This is a genomic window from Roseateles sp. P5_E4 (assembly GCF_054049255.1).
In genome coordinates this window covers 95,429-120,292 of the sequence record NZ_JBFUMS010000001.1, presented here as the reverse complement: position 1 = coordinate 120,292, position 24,864 = coordinate 95,429, and the positions used below count along the sequence as shown (strand labels likewise).

Genomic DNA, 24,864 nt, shown 5'->3' with positions numbered 1-24,864 from the left:
AGCCGGCGCCGGCAAGATGCCTGCATGTCTACCCTGCCCCCGCTCTCCATCCTCGACCTCGCACCCGTCGTCGAAGGCGCCACGACGCGTGAAGCCCTGCTGAACAGCCTGGACCTCGTGCGCCTGGCCGACACGCTGGGCTATACGCGCTACTGGGTGGCCGAGCACCACAACATGGAAGGCGTGGCCAGCTCGGCCACTGCGGTGCTGATCGGCCAATTGGCCGCGGCGAGCCAGCGCATCCGCGTCGGCGCCGGCGGCATCATGCTGCCCAACCATGCGCCGCTGACCATCGCCGAACAGTTCGGCACGCTGGCCGAACTCTTCCCCGGCCGCATCGACCTCGGCCTGGGCCGCGCGCCCGGCACCGACCGACCGACGATGCGCGCGCTGCGGCGCAGCCTGGAGAGCAGCGGCGAGGACGGTTTCCCCAACGATGTGCTGGAGCTGCAGAGCTACCTCGCGCCACTGGCCGCGCAGGCACAAGTGCGTGCCGTGCCGGGCCAGGGCACCGAGGTGCCGATCTGGTTGCTGGGCTCCAGCCTGTACTCGGCCCAGCTCGCCGCTCACCTCGGCCTGCCCTTCGCATTCGCGTCGCACTTCGCGCCCGAGATGCTGATGCAGGCGCTGCAGATCTACCGTTCCACCTACAAGCCCAGCGCTCGCCACCCCAAGCCGCATGCGATGGTGGGCCTGAACATCATCGTGGCGCCAACCGACGACGAGGCGCAGTACCTGTTCACGTCGGCTCAGCAGCGCTTCCTGGGCATGGTGCGCGGCCGGCGCGGCAAGCTGCCCGAGCCGGTGCCGAGCATGGATGCGCTGTGGTCACCGGCTGAGCGCATGCAGGTGGAGCGCATGCTGAGTGAATCCATCGTCGGCTCGCCGGAGACCGTGCGCGCCGGGCTGGCGGAAACGAGCGAGCGCACGCAGGCAGACGAGTTCATCGTCGCCTGCGCGGTGCATGACCATGCACTGCGCCGGCGCTCGTACGAGCTGCTGGCGCGGCTCTGAGCTGCGCGCGCTGTCCGAGTCACCGTGAATAAGTGCCTCGGCGTCCAGCCAGTCTGGAATCTCATAGGGACGCGTCGCCCGAAGCGGCCCTGCCCCGTCGACGGCATCCGGGCTTGCGGCACACTGCGCGCATGCCCGCCGCCCAGCCCGCCGCCCCGGCCGAAGTCGCCCCGACGCTGTTCAAGAACGCCAGGGCCTTCGAGGCCTGGCTGAAGAAGAACCACGCGAAGTCCGACGGCCTGTGGCTGATGATCGCCAAGCGCGGCGCGGCCGAGCCCAGCGTCACCTACCCCGAGGCGGTGGAGATCGCGCTGTGCTGGGGTTGGATCGACGGCCAGAAGAAGGGGCTGGACGACCAGCACTTCCTGCAGCGCTTCACGCCGCGGCGTGCGCGCAGCGTCTGGTCCAAGATCAACGTCGAAAAAGTGGCCACGCTGATCGAGGCGGGCCGCATGCAGCCGCCTGGCCAGGCGCAGGTCGAGGCCGCCAAGGCCGACGGCCGCTGGGCCCAGGCCTACGACGGCGCGAAGACGTCCACCGTGCCCGACGACCTGGCGGCAGCGTTGGATGCGAATCCGCCGGCCAAGGCCTTCTTCGCCACCGTCAACGCGAGCAACCGCTACGCCGTGCTCTGGCGCATCCAGACCGCCGTCAAGCCCGAGACGCGTGCCAGGCGCATCGCGCAACTGGTGGACATGCTCGCCCGCGGCGAAACGGTGCATATCTTCAAGCCCAAGCCCAAGCCCGGCTAGGCCATCAGCGCTGCCCCCACCGGCCAACGCACGGAGTTGCAGTTCCGACAGCCGATAGCTGAGACGCAGTGGGTGCGGCAGATCTGAGCCCGATGCGAGCGCATGCAAACCCAGACCTACTACGCCGTCACCGCCCCGCGCCTGACCTTCCAGCCGCTGGCCGACTCGTCCACTGACGTGGAAGTGGCCGTGCTCGGCGGCGGTTTTGCGGGCCTGGCCGCGGCTCGCGGGCTGCAGGAGCGCGGCATCACCAGCGTGGCGGTGCTGGAGGCGCAGACCATCGGCCATGGCGCGTCAGGGCGCAATGGCGGTTTCGTGTTCGGCGGCTACAGCCGCGACGCGGCGGACTTGGTGAGCGACCTGGGCTTGGCAGCGGCGCGTGAGTTCTACGCTCATAGCCGCGAAGCCATCGCACTGATCCGCTCGCGCATCGAGGCCCACGCCATCGACTGCGACCGGCAAGAGGGCGGCGCTCTGCTGCTCAACTGGTTCAGGCACAGCGCACGCGCCGAGCGCCAGTTGCGCGATCAGGCGCGCTGGCTGCGCGAGAACTTCGGCGTCACCTGGGACGAAATCGAGTCTGCCCAGGTCCGGCAGTGGCTGGACACGCAGCGTTATGGCGGCGCTCTGCTGGAGCGCGATGCCTTCCATTTCCATCCGCTCAAGTACGCGTTGGGGCTGGCTCGCGTCATCGAGCATGCCGGTGGCAGGGTGCACGAGCACAGTGCCGTGATGAGCATCGAGCGCCTTGCCACCGGTGGCTTCGTGCTGCGCACCTCACATGACGCCTCGATCCGCGCGGCCCAGGTCGTCGTGGCCGGTGGTGCCTATCTGAAGGCCATGCTGCCAGCCCTGACCGGCGCGCGCCTGCCCATCGCAACCTATGTCATCGCGACCGAACCGTTGCCGCCCAACCTGCGACCGATCCGCACGCCCGCCGCCCTCTACGACAACCGCTTCGCCTTCGACTACTACAGAGCGCTCGCCGATCACCGGCTGCTATGGGGCGGCCGCATCTCCATCCAGGAGCGCGACCCGGCCCGCATTGCGCAGATGCTGCAGGCGGACCTGCTCAAGGTTTATCCGCAGCTCGCCGCGGTGCGCGTCTCGCATGCCTGGGGTGGGCTCATGAGCTATGCCCGGCACAAGATGCCGCAGATCGGCCAGCTGGCGCCGGGCCTGTGGTTCGCTCAGGCCTTTGGCGGCCATGGCGTGGCGCCGACGACGGTGGCCGGCGAATGGCTGGCGAACGCCATCAGCGGTCGCGCGGACCTGCCCGCCGCCTTGCGGCGCTACGGATTGACGCCGGTCTTCGGCCAGGCGGGCCTGCTGGCGGCCCAGGCCACCTACAGCTGGGCCGAGCTTCGCGACGCGCTCAAGGAGAGGCTGCCCGGCTGATCACTTGATGCGCTGCTTCTCGAGCTTGCGCGCCAGCGTGCGCCGGTGCATGCCCAGGCGCCGCGCCGTCTCGCTGATATTGAAGTCGGTCTCGGCCAACACCTCGTGGATACGCTCCCATTCCAGCGTCTTGATGGACGCGGTCTGGCGCTCGGTCACTTCCACGTCGGCATCGCCCTGCTTGCGCGCGAAGGCGGCTTCGATGTCGTCTGTGTTGGCCGGCTTGGCGAGGTAATGGCAGGCCCCGAGCTTGATGGCCTCGACGGCCGTCGCGATGCTGGCATAGCCGGTCAGCACGACGATGAGGACCTCCGGGTCCCAGCCATGCAAGGCCTGTACGCAGGACAGGCCCGAAGCGCCGCCAGCCAGTTTGAGGTCGACGACGGCATGGCCGAGTTCCTCGTCCTCGGGCAGCTCGTCGAGCAGGGTCTTCATGTCGTCCAGGCCGGTGGCTCGCAGGCAACGCCAGCCGCGGCGCTCGAAGGAGCGCGTCAGCGTGTGGGCGAAGCTGTCGTCGTCCTCGACGATGAGCAGCAAACGGTCTGCTTCAGCGGGCATGAGTGGCGGATTGTCGCGGCAGCAGCGAAGCCAGGGGCAGCGTCAGCACGACCTCTGCGCCGCCGCCCTCGCGGTTGCGAGCCTCCAGCCGTCCGCCCAGGGTGCGCGCGACGTTGACCGACAGGAAGAGGCCCATGCCACGGCCCGGCTGGCCCTTGCTGCTCTGGTAGGGCTCGCCGAAATGCTTGAGACGGTCGGCGTCGAAGCCGGGGCCGTTGTCGCGCACGCTCAAGTGCAGCGTGGCTTCGTCCGGGCAGGTGGCGACGAGGGTCAGCGGCATGCCTGGCGCTGCCTCGAGCGCGTTGTCGAGCAGGTTGGCGACGACCTGCTGCAATGCGCTGTCCGAGATGATCTCGACCTCGGGCAGGTCCTTGTTGCGAAGGGCCAGATCGGCGCCTGCGTGGGCGGACAGCCAGTCCTTGGCCAGGCTGTCGGTGAAGGCCTGCAGCGTCGTCAGCCGCGGTGCCTCGCCGCGCATCTCGCCGGCCGACATCAGGATGCCCGTGACGATGGCCTTGCAGCGCAGGATCTGGCGCTGCATCTCCTCGATTTCCTCGCGCAGCTCGGGCTCGCCCGCAAACGGGGCCATATGGGCCCAGTCGCCCAGGATGACGCTGAGCGTGGCCAGCGGCGTGCCCAGCTCATGCGCGGCGCCGCTGGCGAGCAGGCCCATGCGCACGATGTGCACCTCCTCGGCCGCGCGCTGCTGCAGCTCGGCCAGCTCGGCATCGCGCTGGCGCAGGTTGCGGTTGATGCGCACGATGAAGACGCTGAGCAGGCCGACATTGAGCACGAAGCACAGCAGCAGGCCGCCCAGGTAGTTGGGCGACAGCGTCGTCGGCGATGAGGCATCCAGCAGCAGCGGGCGGTGCCATTGCGTCAGCAGCACGAAGCCCGACACCGCGCTCAGCATGACGGCCATCAGATAGGCCGGCCGCAGCAGCACCGAGGCCACGGCGACCTGCAGCAGATACAGGTAGATGAAGGGGTTGTCGCTGCCGCCGGCCAGATAGAGCTGGCCGGTCAGCACGCCAACGTCGACCAGCAGCGCGATGCAGAGCTCGATCTGCGACACCGGCTGCGTGAGCTTGTTGCGCCAGATGCTGAACAGGTTGAAGACGACCAGGATGCCGAGCAGGCTCAGCATCTCGGCCCAGGGCAGCGTGATCGCCAGGCCGACATGCACGACGAGCACGGTGGCGAGCTGGCCGACGACGGCCAGCCAGCGCAGCTCGATGAGCTGGCGCAGGTTGGCGCGGCCAGCGCGACGCTCGGGCGCGACGATGACTGGCTCAGCAGGTTCGGCGGTGGGGAGCAGCGGCGTGGGGTTCAAGGCAGGGAGCGGCGGCGCTCTTCGCGGAGCAGATAGATGGCGGCAGCCGCAGACATGGCCGCGAGCGCCAGCCAGGTGATGGCGTAGACGGCGTGATTGTTGGCGAAGCGGATCACCGTCAGGCCCGGGCGAGGCCAGCGCCGGGGTTGGGCAGGGTCGGCGGACTCGTCGACAAAGAAAGGTGCGACGGGGCCCGTCAGGCCAAGTTCGGTCGCAATGCCAGCAACATCGCGCGAGTACCAGCGCCCTTCTGCAGGCACGTTCTTGCGCAGCGGGCCGCCACCGGTTTCGGTCAGGCGCAGCAAGCCCGTCAGCTCGACGGGGCCGGCAGGCGCGGAATGCTGTTCGGGCGCGCGCTGCTCGGGCGGCACAAAACCGCGATTGACGAGGGCAGCGGTGCCGTCATCCAGCCGCAGTGGTGCCAGCACCCAGTGGCCGCCACCGAGTTCGGTCGTGGCCTGCACCAGCACCTCGCGCGGCTCGAAGCGGCCGCGCAGACGCAGAGGGCGGTATTCGTCGGCTTTCGATACTGGCGCGGAAGCGCCCGGCGGCACCACCGGCTCGGCGTGAACCTGCCGTTCGACGCGAGCGATCAGATCCTCTTTCCAGCCCAGGCGCTGGACCTGCCAGGCCGCCAGCGCGAGAAAGCCCAGGCTGGCCAGCGCCGCAGCAACGATCAACGCCATGCGCGCCGCGCGATTCATGACGCCCTCTCGGCACGCGTAGTGCCTGTTGCGGGCCGAGCGCCGGGCCGCTCCCTAGCCGGCCCGCACTGACGATGTGCTTGCGGCTCGATGCCGCAAGCATCGCCGTCCCCTCGGGGGCTGAGGCCGGACATGGCGAGTCCTGAGGACTCGCCATGCCTGCCGAAGCGATGCGGGCTCTGGCCGCAGCGCGGTCCCGACCGGACACGTCCGCGTTCAGCGGGGCGAGGCTGGGCGAGGGGCTTCACACCCTAGGGCATGTTTCTCATGGCTGCCGGATCGGGCGTCGGCATCATGTTGGCGTTCATGTGATACATGACCCAGACCGAGCCGGACAGCATGATGACGACCAGGGCGCCGGTGAACAGCAGCGCCAGCAGGGACCAGCCCTGCTCGACCTTGGCGTTCATGTGCAGGAAGTAGATCATGTGCACGACCATCTGCACGGCCGCGAAGCCGAGGATGACCAGGCCCGTGAGTTTGGGCGTGGGCAGCACCTTGCCCATGACGAGCCAGAAGGGAATCGCCGTCAGGATGACCGACAGGATGAAGCCGACGGCGTAGCCCTTGAAGCTGACGTGGAAGTCGCCGTCGTCATGGTGGTCGTCGTGGTGAGCGTGGTCGGCCATCACAGCACTCCCATCAGGTAGACGAAGGTGAAGACGCCGATCCAGACGACGTCCAGAAAGTGCCAGAACATCGACAGGCACATCAGGCGGCGGCGGTTGGCCGGCGTGAGGCCGAGCTTTTGCACCTGGATCATCAGCGTGACCAACCAGATGCAGCCGAAGGTGACGTGCAGGCCGTGGGTGCCGACCAGCGTGAAGAAGCTGGACAGGAAGGCGCTGCGGCCGGGGCCGGCACCCTCGTGGATGAGGTGGTGGAACTCGAACAGCTCGATGCCGAGGAACCCCAGGCCGAACAGGCCCGTGATGGCCAGCCAGGCCAAGACCTGGTTCTTGCGCTTGGCCTGCATCGCGATCATCGCGAAGCCATAGGTGATGGACGAGAACAGCAGCAGGCCCGTGTTGACGGCCACCAGCGGCAGGTCGAACAGGTCGGCGCCCGACGGGCCGGCCGCGTAGTTGCGGCCCAGCACGGCATACACGGCGAACAGCACCGCGAAGATGAGGCAGTCGCTCATCAGGTAGAGCCAGAAGCCCAGCATGGTGCTGGGCTGCGGATGGTGGTCGCCGGTGTCGTAGAAGACGGGCGCGGCGCCGTTGACGTGAGAGGTCGCAGTTGCAGTCATGTCAGCTGTATCCCGGTCAAGCAGCGGATGCAAGCGCGCGGGTGCGCTCGTCCTCGGTACGGGTCACCGCATCGGCCGGGATGTGGAAGTCGCGGTCGTAGTTGAAGGTGTGGACGATGGACGCGATGACGGTGGCCGCAAAGCTCGCCGCGGCGATCCAGTACATATGCCAGATCAGCGCGAAGCCCATGGCCGTGGCCAGCATGGCGATGATGAATCCGGCGCCGGTGTTCCTGGGCATGTGGATGGCCACGAAGCCTTGGCGAGGGCGCTCGGCATTGCGCTGCTTCATGTCGTGCCAGGCGTCCATCTCATGGGCGATGGGCGTGAAGGCGAAGTTGTAGTCCGGCGGCGGCGAAGACGTGGACCATTCCAGCGTGCGGCCACCCCAGATGTCGCCCGTCGTGTCGGCCAGTTCCTTGCGGCGCCAGATGCTGACGGCGATCTGCACCAGGAAGGCACCGATACCGCAGGCCACGATGCCCGCACCCATGGCGGCGACGACGAAATAGGGTTGCAGCGTCACGTCATCGAAGTGGCTGACACGGCGCGTGATGCCCATCAGGCCCAGCACGTACAGCGGCGTGAACGCGACCCAGAAGCCGATGAACCAGCACCAGAACGAGACCTTGCCCCAGAAGGCGTCCAGGCGGAAGCCGAAGGCCTTGGGGAACCAGTAGTTGATGCCGGCGAAGGCACCGAACACCACGCCGCCGATGATGACGTTGTGGAAGTGGGCGATCAGGAACAGGCTGTTGTGCAGCACGAAGTCGGCCGCCGGCACGGCCAGCAACACACCCGTCATGCCACCGATGGTGAAGGTGATCATGAAGCCCACCGTCCACAGCATCGGCACCTCAAACTTGATGCGACCGCGGTACATGGTGAACAGCCAGTTGAAGATCTTGGCGCCCGTCGGGATCGAGATGATCATCGTCGTGATGCCGAAGAAACTGTTCACGCTGGCGCCCGAGCCCATCGTGAAGAAGTGGTGCAGCCAGACGAGGTAGGACAGGATGGTGATGACCACCGTCGCGTAGACCATGGACGCGTAGCCGAACAGCTTCTTGCGGCTGAAGGTGGAGACCACTTCCGAGAAGATGCCGAACACCGGCAGCACCAGGATGTAGACCTCGGGGTGGCCCCAGATCCAGATCAGGTTCACATAGAGCATGGCGTTGCCGCCAAGGTCGTTGGTAAAGAAGTTGGTGCCGAGGTAGCGGTCGGCCGTCAGCAGCGCCAGCGTTGCGGCCAGCACGGGGAAGGTCGCGACGATGAGCACGTTGGTGCACAGCGACGTCCACGTGAAGACGGGCATCTTCATCATCGTCATGCCCGGCGCGCGCATCTTGATGATGGTGGCGATCAGGTTGATGCCCGACAGCGTCGTGCCCACGCCCGCGATCTGCAGGGACCACAGGTAGTAGTCCACCCCCACGTCGGGGCTGGCCAGGATGCCCGACAGCGGCGGATAGGCCAGCCAGCCGGTCTTGGCGAACTCGCCGATGAACAGCGAGATCATGACCAGCACAGCGCCACCGGCCGTCATCCAGAAGCTGAAGTTGTTCAGGAAGGGGAAGGCCACGTCGCGTGCGCCGATCTGCAGCGGCACGACATAGTTCATGAACCCGGTCACGAAGGGCATCGCGACGAAGAAGATCATGATGACGCCGTGGGCCGTGAAGACCTGGTCGTAGTGGTGCGGCGGCAGGAAACCGGCGTTGTCGGCGAAGGCCATGGCCTGGTGGGCGCGCATCATCAGCGCGTCCGCGAAGCCGCGCAGCAGCATCACGACACCCAGGATGATGTACATGATGCCGATCTTCTTGTGGTCGATGCTGGTGATCCAGTCGGTCCACAGATGGCCCCAGAGGCGGAACTTGGTGATCAGCGCGAATACCAGCGCGCCGCCCAGCACCACGGCAATGAAGGTGGCGACGAGGATGGGCTCGTGCAGCGGCAGCGAGTCCCAGCCGAGGCGGCCGAGGATGGGATGCAGCTGATCGAGCGTCTGGTGTTGGGCAACGACGGGATTGGACATCGGTCGGTCTCAGTTCTTCAGCGCGACGGGTGAAGCCTCGGGGGCTTCGACAGGCAGGCCCAGCAGGTTGGTCGGCGTGCACAGCGCGGCCACCACCATGCGGTCGCGCTTGTTCCCTTCGGCATCGCGCCAGGGGCTGCGCATCGTGCTGGCCACGCCGCCCTTGCCGGCACCGCCGGCTGCGTCGATGGCCATCATCTGGCTGGCGCACATCTTCTTGCCGTCGACGCAGCGGTCGACGATGGCGCTCCAAAGGCCAGCCTCGACGCTGGCGAAGCGGCGGATGGGCTCCTTGGTGCTGGGCTGCTCGAGCTTGAGGTAGTCGGCACGGGTCAGCGTGTTGCCGCCGGCCTTGTTGCCGTCGACCCAGCGCGCAAACTCTTCGTCCGTCAGGCCGTGGAATTTGAAGCGCATGTCCGAGAAGCCGGCACCGCTGTACTGGGCCGACAGGCCGTCATAGACGCCGGCCTTGTTGATGACGGCGTGCAGTTGGGTCTCCATGCCCGGCATCGCGTAGATCATGCCGGCCAGGGCGGGCACGTAGAAGGTGTTCATCACCGAGGTCGACGTGAAGCGGAAGTGGATGGGGCGGTCCACCGGCGCGGCCAGTTCGTTGACGGTCGCGATGCCCTGCTCGGGGTAGATGAACAGCCACTTCCAGTCCATGGACACCGCATAGACCTCCAGCGGCTTCACGTCGGCGGCGACGGGCCTGCCCTCGGCGATGCGGTCCAGCGGGCGGAAGGGGTCGAGCTTGTGGGTGCTGATCCAGGTGATGGCGCCCAACGCGATGATGATCAGCAGCGGCGCGCCCCAGATGACGAGTTCCAGGCGCGTGGAATGATCCCAGTCCGGCGCGTACGTCGCCTCCTCATTGGACTGGCGGTAACGGTATGCAAAGAGCAGCGTCAACGCGATCACCGGGACGATGATCAGCAGCATCAGCAGCGTGGATGTGACGATGAGCTGGGCCTGCTGTTGCGCGATGTCGCCATGCGGCTTCATCACGATCCAATCGCAGCCAGACAAAGCGAAGCTGGCTGACAAGACCAGGGCGCTGTTGAGGAGAGACTTGTTGGGGTACATCCTGAGGCGCGCGCAAGGGTTAACGATCTTGCTCGCAGCGATGGAATGTAAGTTGATTGAGGTAAATCAACGATTGGACATTTTGTCCAAGGCACAGACGGAGACAAGCCCGAAATGGCAGTTGCAGGTAGTACTTTCCATCACCCCAATTCCGGTCCCGTGACCACGCGGACGGACGAGGATCTCGCCCCCGGCGATATCGCAGTCGGCGTCATCATCGGCCGCGCGTCGGAGTATTTCGACTTCTTCGTCTTCGGCATCGCCTCGGTGCTGGTCTTCCCGCAGGTCTTCTTCCCCTTTGCCGACCGCCTGACCGGCACGCTTTACGCCTTCCTGGTCTTTGCGCTGGCATTCGTCGTCCGACCGGTCGGCACGCTGATTGGCATGTCCATCCAGCGCCATTTCGGCCGCTCCGCCAAGCTGACCGCCGCCCTCTTCCTGCTCGGCTGCTCCACGGTCGGCATGGGCTTGCTGCCCGGATATGCCGAAGCCGGTAGCGCGGCCATCTGGCTGCTGGCGCTGGCCCGCGTCGGCCAGGGCCTGGCCTTGGGCGGCTCCTGGGACGGCCTGCCCTCGCTGCTGGCGCTGAACGCGCCGCCCGACCGCCGCGGCTGGTACGCCATGCTGGGCCAGCTCGGCGCGCCACTGGGCTTCTTCGTCGCCTCGGGCGTGTTCCTGTACGTGTTCGGCAGCCTGGACGCCAAGGATTTCCTTTCCTGGGGCTGGCGTTTCCCCTTCTTCACGGCCTTCGCGATCAACGTCGTCGCGCTGTTCGCCCGGCTGCGCCTGGTCGTCACGCACGAGTACGAGAAGCGCATGGAAGAGCAGGAACTCGACCCCGCCTATCTGCGCGAGCTGCTGCCGGCCCAGGGCCACCACATCGTCATCGGCGCCTTTGCCGCCCTGGCCAGCTATGCCCTCTTTCACCTGGTGAGCGTGTTCCCGCTGTCCTGGGTGGCGCTGTACGGCACCGAGGGGATCGAGGACTTCATGAAGATGGAGTTGCTCGGTGCGGCCTTCGCTGCCGTGGCCATGCCCATGTCCGGGCTGATCGCCGACAAGATCGGCCGGCGCAGCTACCTCGGCACCATGGCCCTGGCCATCGGCGTGTTCGCGCTGTTCGCCCCCTTCATGCTGGGCGGCGGCAAACCCGGCCAGGCCGCCTTCATCCTGATCGGCTTCGTGTTGCTGGGCCTGTCCTACGGCCAGTCCGCAGGCTCGGTGACGTCCAACTTCCTGCCGCACTTCCGCTACACCGGCGCGGCGCTGACGGCCGACATGGCTTGGCTGCTGGGCGCGGCCTTTGCGCCCGTCGTGGCCCTCTTCCTGTCCTCGCGCTTCGGCTTGGTGTCGCTCAGCCTCTACCTGCTGTCGGGCGTGGTTTGCACGCTGGTGGCGCTGCGGGTGAACAAGCGGCTGCAGGCGGCGGCCGTCGTTCAAGACTGAGGACCCGCGCTCCGGCAAAGGCGGGCTCTGGCCCGCCTTTATTTTGGCGCGACAGTTTCCTTTATCTGAAAGTTTCCATACACTTAGCCATCACGGAAACTTTAGAGCCGCCATGTCCCTGACCCTGCACTACCACCCGCTGTCCTCCTACTGCTGGAAGGTCCTGATCGCCCTCTACGAGAACGGTGCGCCGTTCGAAGCCCGCAATGTCAATCTCGGCGACCCGGCGGCACGCACGGCCTATGCAGCGCTCTGGCCCACGGCCAAGATCCCGCTGCTGGTCGACGGGGGCCGCGTGGTGCCCGAGACCTCCATCCAGATCGAATACCTGGACCGCCGCCACCCGGGCCGCGTGCAGTTGCTGCCCGATGACTTCGAGGCGCAGTTGGAGGTGCGCTTGTGGGATCGCGTCTTCGACCTGCACGTGATGACGCCCATGCAGCGCTTCATCGCCCAGCAGCTGCGCCCCGAGGCCGAGCGCGACGCGGCCACGCTGACCGGCGCGGTCAACGACTTGGGGCTGGCTTACGACCTCATCGAAAGCCGCCTCGGCGACCGCGAGTGGGCAGCAGGCGAGTCCTTCACGATGGCCGATTGCGCGGCTGCACCGGCTCTGTTCTATGCCGCCATCGTGCGGCCCTTCTCGCCCGCGCACGCCAAGCTCAACGCCTATTTCGAGCGCCTGCTCGCCCGCCCCTCGGTCTGGCGCTGCATCGTCGAGGCTCGCCCGGTCTTCCAGTACTACCCTCTGCGTCATGCCCTCCTCGCTCGCTTCCTCGCCGACTGACGCTCGGCTGGACTGCCTCTTCGCGGCGCTGGCGGATGGCAACCGGCGCGCCATGGTCGACCAGCTCAGCCGCGGGCCGGCCTCGGTGTCGGACCTCGCCAAGCCCTTGGACATCGCCCTGCCCTCGGCGTTGAAGCATCTGGCGGCACTGGAAGCGGGCGGCCTTGTGCAATCGGACAAGGCCGGTCGCGTGCGCACTTACCGCATCGCGCCGGATGCCTTTGGCGGCCTGGAAGCCTGGGTCGCCGAGCGCAAGGCGATGTGGCACCGCCAGTTCGATGCCCTTGAAGCCCTTCTCGAAGAACAGGACAACCCACCGTGACGACGACTCCCGCCGCCCACACCAGCTTTGTGCTGGAGCGCCGCTTCAAGGCCTCGGCCACCCGCGTGTTCGCCGCCTGGGCCGACCCGGCCACCAAGCAGCGCTGGTCCGACTGCCATGCCGAGATGAACGCCACGGAGTTCAGCATGGACTTCCGCCCCGGCGGGCAGGAGATCTACCGCAGCGCCCTGCCCGACGGTACCCAGCTCGCCGTCGACAAGCTGTTCCTGGACATCGTGCCGCAGGCGCGCATCGTCTTCGCCTACTCGATGGCGGCAGACGGCCGCGCGCTGTCGGCCTCACTCGTCACCGTGGAGTTCGCCAACACCCCCGCGGGCTCGACGCTGAAGCTGACCGAGCAGCTCGCCTATCTCGACGGGCACCAGGACCTGGAGCAGCGCCGGCGTGGCACCGAAGAAGGCCTCGACCGGCTGTTGCTCGAAGTCGACGCCGCTTAACCGAACGCCTTGCGCGCGTTCTGGAACATTCGCAACCAAGGGCTGTGCAGCGCGCGGTCGCCGCTGGTCCAGCTCATCTGCACGTTGCGGAAGACACGCTCGGGGTGAGGCATCAGCGCGGTGAAGCGGCCATCAGCCGTCGTCACCGAGGTCAAGCCGCCCGGGCTGCCGTTCGGGTTGAACGGATAGGCCTCGGTCGCCTGGCCGTGGTTGTCGACAAAGCGCATGGCCTGGATGACCTTGGCTGCATCGCCCTGGCGCGCGAAGTTCGCAAAACCCTCGCCGTGAGCGACGGCGATGGGCGCGCGGCTGCCGGCCATGCCCTTGAAGAAGACGCTGGGCGAATCCAGCACCTCGACCAACGCGAGGCGGGCCTCGTACTGCTCGCTCTGGTTGCGCGTGAAGCGCGGCCAGGCGTCGGCGCCCGGGATGATGGGCGCGAGTGCGGCCAGCATCTGGCAGCCGTTGCAGACGCCCAGGGCCAGGGTGTCGGAGCGGGAGAAGAAGGCACGGAACTGCTCGGTCAGCACCGGGTTGAACATGATGCTGCGCGCCCAGCCTTCGCCGGCGCCCAGGGTGTCGCCATAGCTGAAGCCGCCGCAAGCGACGAAGGCTGCAAAGGCGTCCAGCTTGACGGCACCCGACTGCAGGTCGCTCATGTGCACGTCGAAGCTGTCGAAGCCGCCCAGCGACATCGCATAGGCCATCTCGACATGCGAGTTCACGCCCTGCTCGCGCAAGATGGCGACCTTGGGGCGCGCGCCCGTGCTGATGAAGGGCGCCTCGGGCGTGAACGTCAGGTGCACGTGCAGACCAGGGTCATCCGCCTTGCCAGCCGCCGCGTGTTCAGCATCGGCGCCGGCCGGGTTGTCGCGCAGTTTGGCGATCCGCCAGCTCACCTCATCCCAGGTCTGCTGCAGCGCCGTGAGATCAGCAGCAAAGACCTTCTTCGCATCGCGCCAGACTTCCATCTGTCGCGCCGCATTCGGCTTGGCCACGACATGCGAATGCTTGGACAGGCCATGCGCGCGCAGCACCTGCATGACGGCGTCGCGGTCGGCCGCGCGCACCTGGATCAACGCGCCCAGTTCCTCGCTGAACAGCGCGCGCAGCGTCAGCTCCTCGCGACGGGCGCTGACCTGGGCGGCCCAGTTCTTGGAGTCGCCCATGTCGGCGCGGCTGTCGCTGATGCCGTCCCCTTCGGTGACCAGCATGTCCACGTTCAGGCTCAGGCCGGTCTGGCCAGCAAAGGCCATTTCGCAGGCAGCCGCCCACAGGCCGCCGTCCGAACGGTCGTGATAGGCCAGCAGCTTGCTCTCGGTGCGCAGTTCGTTGATGGCATTGACCAGCGAAACCAGCAGCTTGGGCTCGTCCAGGTCGGGCACGTCGGCGCCGAACTGGTTCAGCGTCTGCGCCAGGATCGATCCGGCCATGCGGTGCTGGCCCTGGCCGAGGTCGATGAGGATGGCGCACGAGTCCTCGCGCTGCCATTCCGGCGTCAGCGTGCCGCGAACGTCGGCGATGCTGGCAAAGGCCGTGACGATCAGCGACACCGGCGCGGTGACCTGTTGGCCATCCCACTTGGTGCGCATCGACAAGGAGTCCTTGCCGACCGGGATCGAGATGCCCAGCGCCGGGCACAGCTCCATGCCGACGGCCTTGACCGTGTCGAACAGCGCCGCGTCTTCACCAGCCTCGCCGCAGGCCGCCATCCAGTTGGCGCTGAGCTTCACGCGCGGCAGTTCGAAGGGCGCGGCCAGCAGGTTGGTGATGGCCTCGGCCACGGCCATGCGGCCGGAAGCCGGCGCGTTGACGGACGCCAGCGGCGTGCGCTCGCCCATGCTCATGGCTTCGCCGGCAAAACCGTTGAAATCGGCCAGCGTGACGGCGCAGTCCGCCACCGGCACCTGCCAGGGGCCGACCATCTGGTCGCGGTGGTTCAGGCCGCCCACGGTGCGGTCGCCGATGGTGACGAGGAAGCGTTTGCTGGCCACGGTCGGGTGGCGCAGCACGTCGAAAGCGGCCTGCTCCAGCTTGACGCCGGACAGGTCCAGCGCGCCGCCGCTGCGGACCACACGTGTCACGTCGCGCTGCATCTTGGGCGGCTTGCCCAGCAGCACGTCCATCGGCATGTCGATGGGGTGGTCGGTGACTTCGGTGTCGCCGTCCACCAGCTTCAGGTCGCGCTCTTCGGTGACGACGCCGACGACGGCGAAGGGGCAGCGCTCACGCGCGCACATCGCCGCAAAACGATCCAGGCTGCCGGGCGCGATGGCCAGCACATAGCGCTCCTGGCTCTCGTTGCACCAGATTTCCTTCGGGGCGAGGCCCGACTCTTCCAGCGGCACCTTGCGCAGATCGAAGCGCGCGCCGCGGCCGGCGTCGTTGACGAGCTCGGGGAAGGCATTGGAGATGCCACCCGCGCCGACGTCGTGGATGGCCAGCACCGGGTTGTCCTGACCCAGGCCCCAGCAGTGGTTGATGACCTCCTGCGCACGCCGTTCGATCTCGGGGTTGCCGCGCTGCACGGAGTCGAAGTCCAGGTCGGCCGTGTTGGTGCCCGCCGCCATCGACGAAGCCGCGCTGCCGCCCATGCCGATGCGCATGCCCGGGCCGCCCAACTGGATCAGCAGGCTGCCGGCCGGGAACTCGATCTTCCGGGTCAGGTCCGAGCGGATGGTGCCCAGGCCGCCGGCAATCATGATGGGCTTGTGATAGCCGCGGCGCACGCCGTCCACGGTCTGCTCGTAGACGCGGAAATAGCCCGCCAGATTCGGCCGGCCGAATTCGTTGTTGAAGGCCGCGCCACCGAGCGGGCCCTCGATCATGATCTGCAGCGCCGACGCGATATGCGCCGGCTTGCCCACGGGGTTCTGCTCCCAGGGCTCGTTCAAACCCGGCAGATGCAGGTTGGACACCGAGAAGCCGGTCAGGCCCGCCTTGGGCTTGGAACCGCGGCCGGTGGCGCCTTCATCGCGGATCTCGCCGCCAGCGCCCGTGGACGCACCCGGGAAGGGCGAGATGGCCGTCGGGTGGTTGTGCGTCTCCACCTTCATCAGCACCTCGGCCTGCTCGGGGCGGGCCGTGTAGGCCGAGCCCGGCGCGTCGGCGGCCATCCAGCGCTGGATGGCGTGGCCTTCCATGATGGCGGCGTTGTCCGAGTAGGCGACGACCGTGTGCTGCGGGTTCAGCTTCTCGGTGTTGCGGATCATGCCGAACAGGCTCAGCGGCTGGGCCTCGCCGTCGACGATGAAGCTTGCGTTGAAGATCTTGTGGCGGCAGTGCTCGCTGTTGGCCTGGGCGAACATCATCAGCTCGACGTCGCTGGGATTGCGGCCAAGCTTCTTGAAGTTGGTGTCGAGGTAGTCGATCTCGTCGGTGGACAGCGCGAGGCCGAATTCGACATTCGCCTTTTCCAGCGCTGCGCGGCCCTGGCCGAGCACGTCGACATGCGCGAGCGGCTCGGCCGTGCGTTCGTCGAACAGATGGGCGGTGGCCTCGCGCGTGAAGCAGACCGACTCGGTCATGCGGTCATGCAGCAGTTCGGCGCAGGCCTGCAGGTCGGCTTCGCTCAGCGCCTTGGCACCACCGAGCAGGCCGGGCTTCAGCGAGACGCGGTATTCAACGACGCGCTCGACACGCTTGAGCGCCAGGCCGCAGTTGCGTGCAATGTCGGTGGCCTTGGACGCCCAGGGGCTGACCGTACCGAAGCGCGGCGCGACGACGACGAGGTCGCCGGTGGCTGCAGCTGCGGCCGGTTCGCCATAGGTCAGCAGCGCCTCGAAGCGCTGGTGCGCATCGCCGGCCATCGCCGTGTCCGTCCAGACCCAGTGCACCGCGCGGGCACTGACGGCGCTGATGCGCTCGTTGACCTGTTGCAGCCGGCCCAGCAGGGCTTGGGCACGGAAGGCGGACAAGGCGTTGCCGCCCTCGAAACATTGCAGATGCAGGGTGCGGGTCATGGCGTCGGGAGGCGGGGCCGCGCGGCCGGCGTAAGGGGAAACCAGCATTCTAGGCGGCAGGATGCCCTGCGCCGGCTATGCGCCCAGACTCAGGCCGCGGCTTTGCAGCCAGGCCTCGGCCTCGGCGACGCTGGCGCAGCCGTGGAAGTTGGTCAGCGTGGCGGCGCGGGCCGCCATCGGCTGGATGATGAGGGCCTGGAAACTGTCCGGGATGACCGTCGCCGCCGCGGCGAGGTCATGGGCCAGGGCGTCTTCGAAGAAGGCCCAGATGCCATCCAGCGCCTCGGGCGTGGCGCCTTCCCAGGCGGCGGTGTCGCTCAGCAGGCCCCAGGGACGGCCGGCACGCTCACGAGCCAGGCGGCCGCCCTCTTGGCGCAGCCGCGTGGCGGCCACCTCGTTCCAGGTCCCTTCAAGGCGCAGAACCAGCACATCGCCACGCCAATTGAGGCTGAAGCGGCCGTGCTGGCTCCACGCTCTGGTCATGGCGCTTTCATTCGGCCGACGACGTCGCGCACCTCGGCCATCAGTGCCGGCACATCGATGGTGACCGGCTGGCGCTCACGCAGCACCTGGCGGCCGCCGATCCAGACATTGCTGACATGCTCGCGGCCGGCAACATAGACAAGCTGCGCCGCGGCGTTGTACACGGGCTGGCATTCGATGCTGTCCAGCGACACGGCGACGCAGTCGGCCAGCTTGCCGACCTCCAGCGAGCCCAGGTCGTCGGCGCGGCCCATGGCCTTGGCGGCGCGCACCGTGGCCATCTCCAGCGCGGTGCGCGCAGAGGCCACCGTCGGGTCGCCCGTGATGCCTTTGGCTAACAGCGCTGCTGAGCGGATCTCACCGAACATGTCGAGACGATTATTGGACGCCGCGCCGTCGGTGCCCAGCACGGTGTTGACTCCGGCGGCCTCCAGCGCCTTCAACGGCATGACGCCCGAGGCCAGCTTGAGGTTGGAATTGGGGTTGTGCACCAGGTGCACCCCGTTCCTGGCCATCAGCTCGATCTCCTCGTTATTGAGATGCACCATATGGACCGCGATCATGCGTTCGTTCATCAGTCCCAGCTTAGTCAGCCGTTCCAGCGGCCGCACGCCGAACTGTTTCAAACCGTCTTCCACCTCGCCCGCCGTCTCGTGGATGTGGCAATGCATCTGGATGTCCAGCTTCTCGGCCAGGTCGCGCAGCTTGATGAAGGTCTCGTCGGACACCGTGTAGGGCGCGTGCGGCGCACTCGTCCAGTCCAGCAGCTTCTCGCCCTTGTACTGTTCGTAGGCGGCGATGCCCTTGGCGATGTAGTCGTCGGGGCCGCTGGCATAGCCGGTCGGGAAGTCGATGACGTTCATCGACACGGCAGCGCGCACGCCCGAGTCCACGGCGGCGCGGGCCATCGCGGTCGGGAAGAAGTACATGTCGTTGATATAGGTCGTGCCGCTGCGCAGGCCTTCGGCGGCCGCGAGCTTGGAGCCCAGATACGTCCACTCCTCGCTGACCCACTTCTTCTCCAGCGGCCAGATGTGGTTCTGCAGCCAGTCCATCAGCGGCACGTCATCGGCCACGCCGCGCAGCAGCGTCATGGCCGAGTGGGCATGGGCGTTGATGAGGCCGGGAATGAGGATCTGCTCGGGCAGCTCGACGCGCTCGGCCTGGGGATACTGGGCCAGCAGCGTCTCGCGCGGGCCGACGGCCGCGATGCGCTCGCCGTCGATCAGCAGCGCGTGGTTTTCCAGCGTGTCTTCGCCGGCCTTCATGGTCAGGATCCAGCGGGGCAGCAGCAGGGTCTGGGGCATCTTGTTCTCCTTGTGGGATTCAGTTTGTTTGCGTGAGGAGTTGCTCGACTTCGGCGCGGCGCGGCATCGCATCCTGCACGCCGGCGCGGGACACGGCCAGGGCCGCTGCGGCCTGGGCGAAGGCGAGCGCGTTCTCGATGGGCTGGCCCTCGGCCAACGCGGTGATGAGGGCCCCAACGAGGGTATCGCCAGCGCCGACAGTGTCGACGGCCTTCACGACACGGGCGGGCACGCGGCGGACACCTTCCGCGTCGATCCAGCACAGGCCTTCGGCGCCCAGCGACACGAGAACCGCTGCCGGCCCCTTGGCGCGCAAGGCCCGGGCCAGCGTCTCGGGTTCGGCGGCGCCACCGCCCAGCGTCGTGATCAGGGCCTGGGCTTCCAGCGCATTGACGACGAGCAGGTCGACCAGCGGCAACAAAGCCTCACAACCGGCGCGAAAAGGTGCGGCGTTCAGCACGGTCTTCACACCGGCCGCGCGGGCGCGCTCGAAGGCTCGGGCGACGCTCTGCAGCGGCAGCTCCTGCTGGGCGACCAGCCAGCGCAGACCCGCCATGTCCAGGGCTTCGACCTGCTCCAGCGGCAGCGTGCCGTTGGAGCCGGCGACGGTGACGATCTGGTTCTCTGCGTCCTCGGCACCGACGACGATGAGCGCCACGCCGGGCACCTCGTCGGCTGGCTGGGCAATCGCGCGCGTGTCGACGCCTTCCGCAATCAGTTGGGTCACCATGGCCGCGCCGTTCTCCAGCAGGCCCACCCGTGCAGCCAGTGCCACGCGGGCACCCAGGCGCGCCGCGGCCACGGCCTGGTTGGCGCCCTTGCCGCCCAGGCAGGAGCCGAAGCGCTGGCCGCGCAGCGTCTCGCCCGGCAGCGGCAGCCGCGGCGCATGCACGATGAGGTCGCGGTTGACGCTGCCGAGGACGAGGATCTCAGGACGGGTCATCAGGGTTCCCAAAACGAAAGAACCCCTCGGGAAGACCGAGGGGTTCGCATGAGGCGCTAAGTGTCGTTCAGCGATCAGCGCTGGGCGATGGGCTTGACGTCGCGCGGCGTGGCGCCGACGAAGAGCTGGCGCGGGCGGCCGATCTTGTACTCGGGGTCGCCGATCATCTCATTGAGCTGGGCGATCCAGCCGACCGTGCGGGCCAGCGCGAAGATGGCGGTGAACAGCGGCACGGGGATGCCGATGGCGCGCTGCACGATGCCCGAGTAGAAGTCGACGTTCGGGTAGAGCTTGCGGGCGACGAAGTACTCGTCTTCCAGCGCGATCTTCTCCAGCTTCATGGCCAACTCGAACAGCGGGTCGTTTTCCAGGCCCAGCTCGCTCAGCACTTCGTGGCAGGTCTCGCGCATCAGCTTGGCGCGCGGGTCGTAGTTCTTGTAGACCCGGTGACCGAAGCCCATCAGCTTGACGCCGGAGTTCTTGTCCTTGACCTTGTTGACGAACTCGCCGATGCGGGCAACGCCGCCCTGCTTCTGGATGTCGCCCAGCATGTTCAGGCAGGCCTCGTTGGCGCCGCCGTGCGCGGGGCCCCACAGGCAGGCCACGCCGGCCGCGATGGCCGCGAACGGGTTGGTGCCCGACGAACCGCACAGGCGCACGGTCGAGGTCGACGCGTTCTGCTCATGGTCGGCATGCAGCGTGAAGATGCGGTCCATGGCGCGCACCAGCACCGGGTTGGGGCTGTAGTCCTCGCAAGGCGTGGCAAACATCATGCGCATGAAGTTGCCGGCGTAGCTGAGGTCGTTCTTCGGGTAGATGTAGGGCTGGCCGACGGTGTACTTGTAGGCCATGGCCACGAGCGTGGGYATCTTGGCGATCAGGCGGATGGCCGAGATCTCGCGGTGCTCGGGGTTATTGATGTCGGTGCTGTCGTGATAGAACGAGGACATCGCACCCACCAGGCCCGTCATGACGGCCATCGGGTGGGCGTCACGGCGAAAACCCCGCAGGAAGAACTGCATCTGTTCGTTGACCATGGTGTGGTGCATCACACGGTCTTCGAAATTGGCCTTCTCGGCCGCGTTCGGCAGCTCTCCGTACAGCAGCAGGTAGCAGGTCTCGAGGTAGTCGCAGTTCACCGCGAGCTGCTCGATGGGGTAGCCGCGGTACAGCAGCTCGCCCTTGTCACCGTCGATGTAGGTGATGGTGGAGTTGCACGACGCCGTCGACAGGAAGCCGGGGTCGTAGGTGAACTTGCCGGTCTGCGCGTAGAGCTTGCGGATGTCGATGACATCCGGGCCGATGCTGCCCTTGTACAGGGGCAGGTCCATCGAGGGACTGCCGTCGGAGAACGACAGGGTGGCTTTCACGTCGGACGGGGTCATGGTGCAGTCCTTTGAGGCTTTGAAAAACTGGAGTCAGGTGCGCAGATCGGCGAGCACGCCTCGCACGGCAATGGTGTCGATTTCACCACTGGGTTCCTTGCGGCGCAGTAACAGATCCAAAAGGTCGTTGTCGGCCAGGTCCATCAACGCAGTCAGGCCTTCGGCATGGCTGAGGCTGATGCCTTCGGGATGACGATTGAAGAAGCGCTCGATGAAAATGTCGTTCTCGAGCAGGCCCCGACGGCAGCGCCAGCGCAGCTTGGACAGCGCGCGTTCGTCGATCATTTCAGCGATCAGGGCCTCTACTGCTTCAGCCATCGTCAGACCGCGCGGCGGACCATCAATTCCTTGATCTTGCCGATGGCCTTCGTGGGGTTCAGGCCCTTGGGGCAGACGTCCACGCAGTTCATGATGGTGTGGCAGCGGAACAGGCGGTACGGGTCTTCGAGGTTGTCCAGGCGCTCCGCGGTGGCTTCGTCGCGGCTGTCGGCGATGAAGCGGTAGGCCTGCAGCAGGCCGGCCGGGCCGACGAACTTGTCGGGGTTCCACCAGAAGCTCGGGCAGCTCGTCGAGCAGCTCGCGCACAGGATGCACTCGTACAGGCCGTCCAGCTCCTCGCGCTCGACGGGCGACTGCAGCCGCTCCTTGTCGGGCGGGATGTTGTCGTTGACGAGATAGGGCTTGATCGAGTGGTACTGCTTGAAGAACTGCGTCATGTCGACGATGAGGTCGCGCACGACGGGCAGGCCCGGCAGCGGCTTCAACGTGATGGTGCCCGGCAGCGTCAGCATGTTGGTCAGGCAGGCCAGACCGTTCTTGCCGTTGATGTTCATCGCGTCCGAGCCGCAGACGCCTTCGCGGCAGGATCGGCGGAAGGACAGCGTCGGGTCGACGGCCTTCAGCTTGACCAGGGCATCGAGCAGCATCCGCTCATGACCATCCAGCTCGACCTCGAGGGTCTGCATGTAAGGCTTGGCGTCCTTGTCCGGGTCGTAGCGGTAGATCTGAAATGTGCGCTTCATATGCTTCGGCTCACTTAGAAGGTACGAACCTTCGGGGGCACGGATTCAACGGTCAACGGCGTCAGATTCACCGGCTTGTAGTCCAGGCGGTTGCCTTCGGAGTACCACAGCGTGTGCTTCATCCAGTTCGCGTCGTCGCGGTTCGGGTAGTCGTTGTGCGCGTGGGCGCCACGGCTCTCTGGGCGGGCGGCGGCCGAGATCATCGTGGCCTGGGCGGCTTCGATGAGGTTCTCGACTTCCAGCGCCTCGACACGGGCCGTGTTGAAGACCTTGGACTTGTCCTTCAGGCCGATGCTGCCGACGCGCTTGGCGATTTCCTTGATCTTGGCCACACCTTCATCCATCGACGCCTGCGTGCGGAACACGCCGGCGTGCTGCTGCATGGCGGCGCGGATGTCGTTGGCGACGTCCTGCGAGTACTCGCCATTGGTGGCCGAATCCAGGCGCGCCAGGCGTGCCAGCGTCTTGTCGGCGGCGTCCTTGGGCAGGTCCTTGTGGGACTTGGTCTTCAGGTTGAAGTCGACGATGTGGTTGCCGGCCGCGCGGCCGAACACGAGCAGGTCCAGCAGCGAGTTGGTGCCCAGGCGGTTGGCGCCGTGCACCGACACGCAGGAGCACTCACCCACGGCGTAGAGGCCGTTGATGATGTCGTTGGGCTTGCCGTTCTTCGGGATGACGACCTGGCCATGCACGTTCGTCGGGATGCCACCCATCTGGTAGTGGATGGTCGGCACGACAGGAATCGGTTCCTTCGTGATGTCGACGTTGGCGAAGTTGTGGCCAATCTCCAGCACCGAGGGCAGGCGCTTGGCAATCGTCTCGGCGCCCAGGTGGGTCATGTCCAGCAGCACATAGTCCTTGTTGGGACCGCAGCCGCGACCTTCCTTGATCTCCTGGTCCATCGAGCGCGACACGAAGTCACGCGGTGCCAGGTCCTTCAGCGTCGGGGCATAGCGCTCCATGAAGCGCTCGCCGTTGCTGTTGCGCAGGATCGCACCTTCACCGCGGCAGCCCTCGGTCAGCAGCACGCCCGCGCCGGCCACGCCGGTGGGGTGGAACTGCCAGAACTCCATGTCTTCCAGCGGGATGCCGGCACGCGCCGCCATGCCCAGGCCGTCACCGGTGTTGATGAAGGCGTTGGTGGAGGCCGCGAAGATGCGGCCGGCGCCGCCGGTGGCCAGCAGCACGGTCTTGGCGTGCAGGATCTGGACCTCGCCCGTCTCCATCTCCAGCGCGGTCACGCCGACGGCATCGCCCTCGGCGTCGCGGATGATGTCCAGCGCCATCCACTCGACGAAGAACTGCGTGCGCGCCTTGACGTTCTGCTGATAGAGCGTGTGCAGCAGCGCGTGGCCGGTGCGGTCGGCCGCGGCGCAGGCGCGCTGCACGGGCTTCTCGCCGTAGTTGGCGGTGTGGCCGCCGAACGGGCGCTGGTAGATGGTGCCGTCGGCATTGCGGTCGAAGGGCATGCCGAAGTGCTCAAGCTCGTAGACGACCTTGGGCGCCTCGCGGCACATGAACTCGATGGCGTCCTGGTCGCCCAGCCAGTCCGAACCCTTGACGGTGTCGAAGAAGTGGTAGTGCCAGTTGTCCTCGGACATGTTGCCCAGGGACGCGCCGATGCCGCCTTGCGCGGCGACGGTGTGCGAGCGGGTCGGGAAGACCTTGGACAGCACGGCCACGTTCAGGCCGGCCAATGCCAGTTGCAGCGAGGCGCGCATGCCGGAGCCACCGGCCCCGACGATCACCACATCAAACTTACGGGTCGCAAGCTGCGCCATCAGAGTCTCCACAGAACCTGGATCGCCCAACCAGCGCAACCCACAAGCCAAACGAGCGTGAACACCTGCAGTGCCAGGCGCACGCCGACAGGCTTCACGTAATCCATCCAGATGTCACGCATGCCGACCCAGGCGTGATAGGCCAGGGACAGGATGGTCACGAAGGTGATGACCTTCATCCACTGCTGGGAAAAGATCGCCGCCCAGCGGTCATAGCCGAGGGCGCCGGGCATCAGCACCTGCACCAGCAGCACGACGGTAAACAGGGCCATCAGCACGGCGGTGACGCGTTGCGCGAGCCAGTCACGCAGGCCGTAATGCGCACCGACGACGATGCGCTTGGAGCCGAAAGTACTCATTGTTGTTGTCCTCGAGGGCTCAGTACAGACCGAACAGCTTGGCGCCCAGCAGCAACGTCAGCAGCGTGCTGAGGACCAGTGTGACCATTGCCGAGTTGTGGCCCTGGGCCTTGCTGACGCTGTGCGTCGCGTCCATCCACAGGTGGCGCACGCCGGCGATGAAATGGAACAGATAGCCCCAGATCAGGCCCAGCGCCACCAGCTTGACGAACCAGCCCGGGATGCCTGCGAAGCCGGCCACGAACACGTTCGTGAAGGTCTCGAAGGAGATTTCCGTGCTCAGGCTGCTGTCCAGCATCCAGACCACGAAGGGCAGCAGCAGGAACATCAGGAAGCCGCTGATGCGATGCAGGATGGAGACGATGCCGGCAGGCGGGAGGCGGTAGCTGACGATCTGTGTGACGTGAATATTGGTATAGACCGGTCTTTTCTTGACACTGTCCGTCATGGTCGAGCCTGCGTAATCAATGT

Annotated in this window: 24 protein-coding genes; 7 read left to right on the top strand and 17 right to left on the bottom strand. The window is 66.8% G+C overall.

The features are described 5' to 3' along the window. Nucleotides 1-33: 33 nt before the first annotated feature. From ACXJLH_RS00545 to ACXJLH_RS00535, 3 genes are all read left to right on the top strand, one after another. The gene (locus tag ACXJLH_RS00545; RefSeq protein WP_056197227.1) at nucleotides 34-1,014 is read left to right on the top strand and encodes an LLM class flavin-dependent oxidoreductase; all 981 of its coding nucleotides are present in this window, start codon (nucleotides 34-36) and stop codon (nucleotides 1,012-1,014) included. Nucleotides 1,015-1,145: 131 nt separating this feature from the next. Further along, nucleotides 1,146-1,766, top strand: coding sequence for a YdeI/OmpD-associated family protein (locus tag ACXJLH_RS00540; RefSeq protein ID WP_457324496.1), 621 nt, complete (start codon nucleotides 1,146-1,148; stop codon nucleotides 1,764-1,766). A gap of 102 nt (nucleotides 1,767-1,868) precedes the next feature. Then, complete coding sequence (locus ACXJLH_RS00535; protein ID WP_457442135.1) at nucleotides 1,869-3,164, top strand: NAD(P)/FAD-dependent oxidoreductase; 1,296 nt, start codon at nucleotides 1,869-1,871, stop codon at nucleotides 3,162-3,164. Here the strand turns inward: ACXJLH_RS00535 and ACXJLH_RS00530 are convergent, their stop codons facing one another. The 7 genes from ACXJLH_RS00530 to cyoA all read right to left on the bottom strand — a co-directional run bounded on the left by ACXJLH_RS00530 (nucleotide 3,165) and on the right by cyoA (nucleotide 10,138). Next, nucleotides 3,165-3,722 carry a response regulator transcription factor gene (locus ACXJLH_RS00530; RefSeq protein ID WP_457322953.1) on the bottom strand — a complete coding sequence of 186 codons (558 nt, stop codon included), beginning with the start codon at nucleotides 3,720-3,722 and terminating at the stop codon, nucleotides 3,165-3,167. Then, on the bottom strand, nucleotides 3,712-5,055 hold the full coding sequence (locus tag ACXJLH_RS00525) for an ATP-binding protein (protein ID WP_457442134.1): 1,344 nt from the start codon (nucleotides 5,053-5,055) through the stop codon (nucleotides 3,712-3,714). Before ACXJLH_RS00525 ends, ACXJLH_RS00530 begins: the two co-directional genes overlap by 11 nt. Further along, nucleotides 5,052-5,759 carry an SURF1 family protein gene (locus ACXJLH_RS00520; RefSeq protein WP_457442133.1) on the bottom strand — a complete coding sequence of 236 codons (708 nt, stop codon included), beginning with the start codon at nucleotides 5,757-5,759 and terminating at the stop codon, nucleotides 5,052-5,054. Before ACXJLH_RS00520 ends, ACXJLH_RS00525 begins: the two co-directional genes overlap by 4 nt. Before the next feature lie 251 nt (nucleotides 5,760-6,010). Next, on the bottom strand, nucleotides 6,011-6,388 hold the full coding sequence (gene cyoD, locus ACXJLH_RS00515; RefSeq protein WP_457442132.1) for a cytochrome o ubiquinol oxidase subunit IV: 378 nt from the start codon (nucleotides 6,386-6,388) through the stop codon (nucleotides 6,011-6,013). After that, nucleotides 6,388-7,011 carry a cytochrome o ubiquinol oxidase subunit III gene (cyoC, locus tag ACXJLH_RS00510; protein ID WP_457442131.1) on the bottom strand — a complete coding sequence of 208 codons (624 nt, stop codon included), beginning with the start codon at nucleotides 7,009-7,011 and terminating at the stop codon, nucleotides 6,388-6,390. Before cyoC ends, cyoD begins: the two co-directional genes overlap by 1 nt. Before the next feature lie 16 nt (nucleotides 7,012-7,027). Beyond that, complete coding sequence (cyoB, locus tag ACXJLH_RS00505; RefSeq protein WP_457442130.1) at nucleotides 7,028-9,052, bottom strand: cytochrome o ubiquinol oxidase subunit I; 2,025 nt, start codon at nucleotides 9,050-9,052, stop codon at nucleotides 7,028-7,030. Between the two features lie 9 nt (nucleotides 9,053-9,061). Continuing rightward, nucleotides 9,062-10,138 carry a ubiquinol oxidase subunit II gene (gene cyoA, locus ACXJLH_RS00500; protein WP_457442129.1) on the bottom strand — a complete coding sequence of 359 codons (1,077 nt, stop codon included), beginning with the start codon at nucleotides 10,136-10,138 and terminating at the stop codon, nucleotides 9,062-9,064. 114 nt (nucleotides 10,139-10,252) lie between these two features. Here cyoA and ACXJLH_RS00495 point away from each other — a divergent pair, with 114 nt between their 5' ends. The 4 genes from ACXJLH_RS00495 to ACXJLH_RS00480 all read left to right on the top strand — a co-directional run bounded on the left by ACXJLH_RS00495 (nucleotide 10,253) and on the right by ACXJLH_RS00480 (nucleotide 13,151). Next, nucleotides 10,253-11,584, top strand: coding sequence for an MFS transporter (locus ACXJLH_RS00495; protein WP_457442128.1), 1,332 nt, complete (start codon nucleotides 10,253-10,255; stop codon nucleotides 11,582-11,584). A gap of 112 nt (nucleotides 11,585-11,696) precedes the next feature. Beyond that, nucleotides 11,697-12,371 carry a glutathione S-transferase family protein gene (locus tag ACXJLH_RS00490; protein WP_457442127.1) on the top strand — a complete coding sequence of 225 codons (675 nt, stop codon included), beginning with the start codon at nucleotides 11,697-11,699 and terminating at the stop codon, nucleotides 12,369-12,371. Next, nucleotides 12,340-12,693 carry an ArsR/SmtB family transcription factor gene (locus ACXJLH_RS00485; RefSeq protein ID WP_457442126.1) on the top strand — a complete coding sequence of 118 codons (354 nt, stop codon included), beginning with the start codon at nucleotides 12,340-12,342 and terminating at the stop codon, nucleotides 12,691-12,693. The genes ACXJLH_RS00490 and ACXJLH_RS00485 overlap by 32 nt, the downstream gene beginning before the upstream one ends. Beyond that, the gene (locus ACXJLH_RS00480; protein WP_457355093.1) at nucleotides 12,690-13,151 is read left to right on the top strand and encodes an SRPBCC family protein; all 462 of its coding nucleotides are present in this window, start codon (nucleotides 12,690-12,692) and stop codon (nucleotides 13,149-13,151) included. Before ACXJLH_RS00485 ends, ACXJLH_RS00480 begins: the two co-directional genes overlap by 4 nt. Here ACXJLH_RS00480 and purL read toward each other — a convergent pair. The 10 genes from purL to sdhC form a co-directional block, all read right to left on the bottom strand. Beyond that, entirely contained in the window at nucleotides 13,148-17,113 is a 3,966-nt protein-coding gene (purL, locus tag ACXJLH_RS00475; protein WP_457442125.1) for a phosphoribosylformylglycinamidine synthase, read from the bottom strand. The two genes, ACXJLH_RS00480 and purL, sit on opposite strands and share 4 nt — an antisense overlap. 75 nt (nucleotides 17,114-17,188) lie before the next feature. Further along, entirely contained in the window at nucleotides 17,189-17,596 is a 408-nt protein-coding gene (locus tag ACXJLH_RS00470) for a hypothetical protein (RefSeq protein ID WP_457394652.1), read from the bottom strand. Further along, nucleotides 17,593-18,903, bottom strand: coding sequence for a TRZ/ATZ family hydrolase (locus ACXJLH_RS00465; RefSeq protein ID WP_457442124.1), 1,311 nt, complete (start codon nucleotides 18,901-18,903; stop codon nucleotides 17,593-17,595). The genes ACXJLH_RS00470 and ACXJLH_RS00465 overlap by 4 nt, the downstream gene beginning before the upstream one ends. Before the next feature lie 19 nt (nucleotides 18,904-18,922). Next, nucleotides 18,923-19,846, bottom strand: a complete 924-nt coding sequence (locus ACXJLH_RS00460) for a ribokinase (protein WP_457355101.1) — start codon at nucleotides 19,844-19,846, stop codon at nucleotides 18,923-18,925. Nucleotides 19,847-19,920: 74 nt separating this feature from the next. Then, nucleotides 19,921-21,231, bottom strand: a complete 1,311-nt coding sequence (gene gltA / locus ACXJLH_RS00455) for a citrate synthase (RefSeq protein WP_457442123.1) — start codon at nucleotides 21,229-21,231, stop codon at nucleotides 19,921-19,923. Between the two features lie 33 nt (nucleotides 21,232-21,264). Continuing rightward, a complete protein-coding gene (locus ACXJLH_RS00450; RefSeq protein WP_457325957.1) occupies nucleotides 21,265-21,549 on the bottom strand; it encodes an FAD assembly factor SdhE in 285 nt (94 codons plus the stop codon). A gap of 2 nt (nucleotides 21,550-21,551) precedes the next feature. After that, entirely contained in the window at nucleotides 21,552-22,253 is a 702-nt protein-coding gene (locus ACXJLH_RS00445) for a succinate dehydrogenase iron-sulfur subunit (protein ID WP_457325955.1), read from the bottom strand. A gap of 14 nt (nucleotides 22,254-22,267) precedes the next feature. Next, the gene (gene sdhA / locus ACXJLH_RS00440; protein WP_457442122.1) at nucleotides 22,268-24,034 is read right to left on the bottom strand and encodes a succinate dehydrogenase flavoprotein subunit; all 1,767 of its coding nucleotides are present in this window, start codon (nucleotides 24,032-24,034) and stop codon (nucleotides 22,268-22,270) included. Further along, nucleotides 24,034-24,393 carry a succinate dehydrogenase, hydrophobic membrane anchor protein gene (sdhD, locus tag ACXJLH_RS00435; protein ID WP_056196389.1) on the bottom strand — a complete coding sequence of 120 codons (360 nt, stop codon included), beginning with the start codon at nucleotides 24,391-24,393 and terminating at the stop codon, nucleotides 24,034-24,036. Before sdhD ends, sdhA begins: the two co-directional genes overlap by 1 nt. Before the next feature lie 19 nt (nucleotides 24,394-24,412). Further along, the gene (gene sdhC, locus ACXJLH_RS00430) at nucleotides 24,413-24,841 is read right to left on the bottom strand and encodes a succinate dehydrogenase, cytochrome b556 subunit (protein ID WP_056196387.1); all 429 of its coding nucleotides are present in this window, start codon (nucleotides 24,839-24,841) and stop codon (nucleotides 24,413-24,415) included. Nucleotides 24,842-24,864 lie beyond the last annotated feature (23 nt).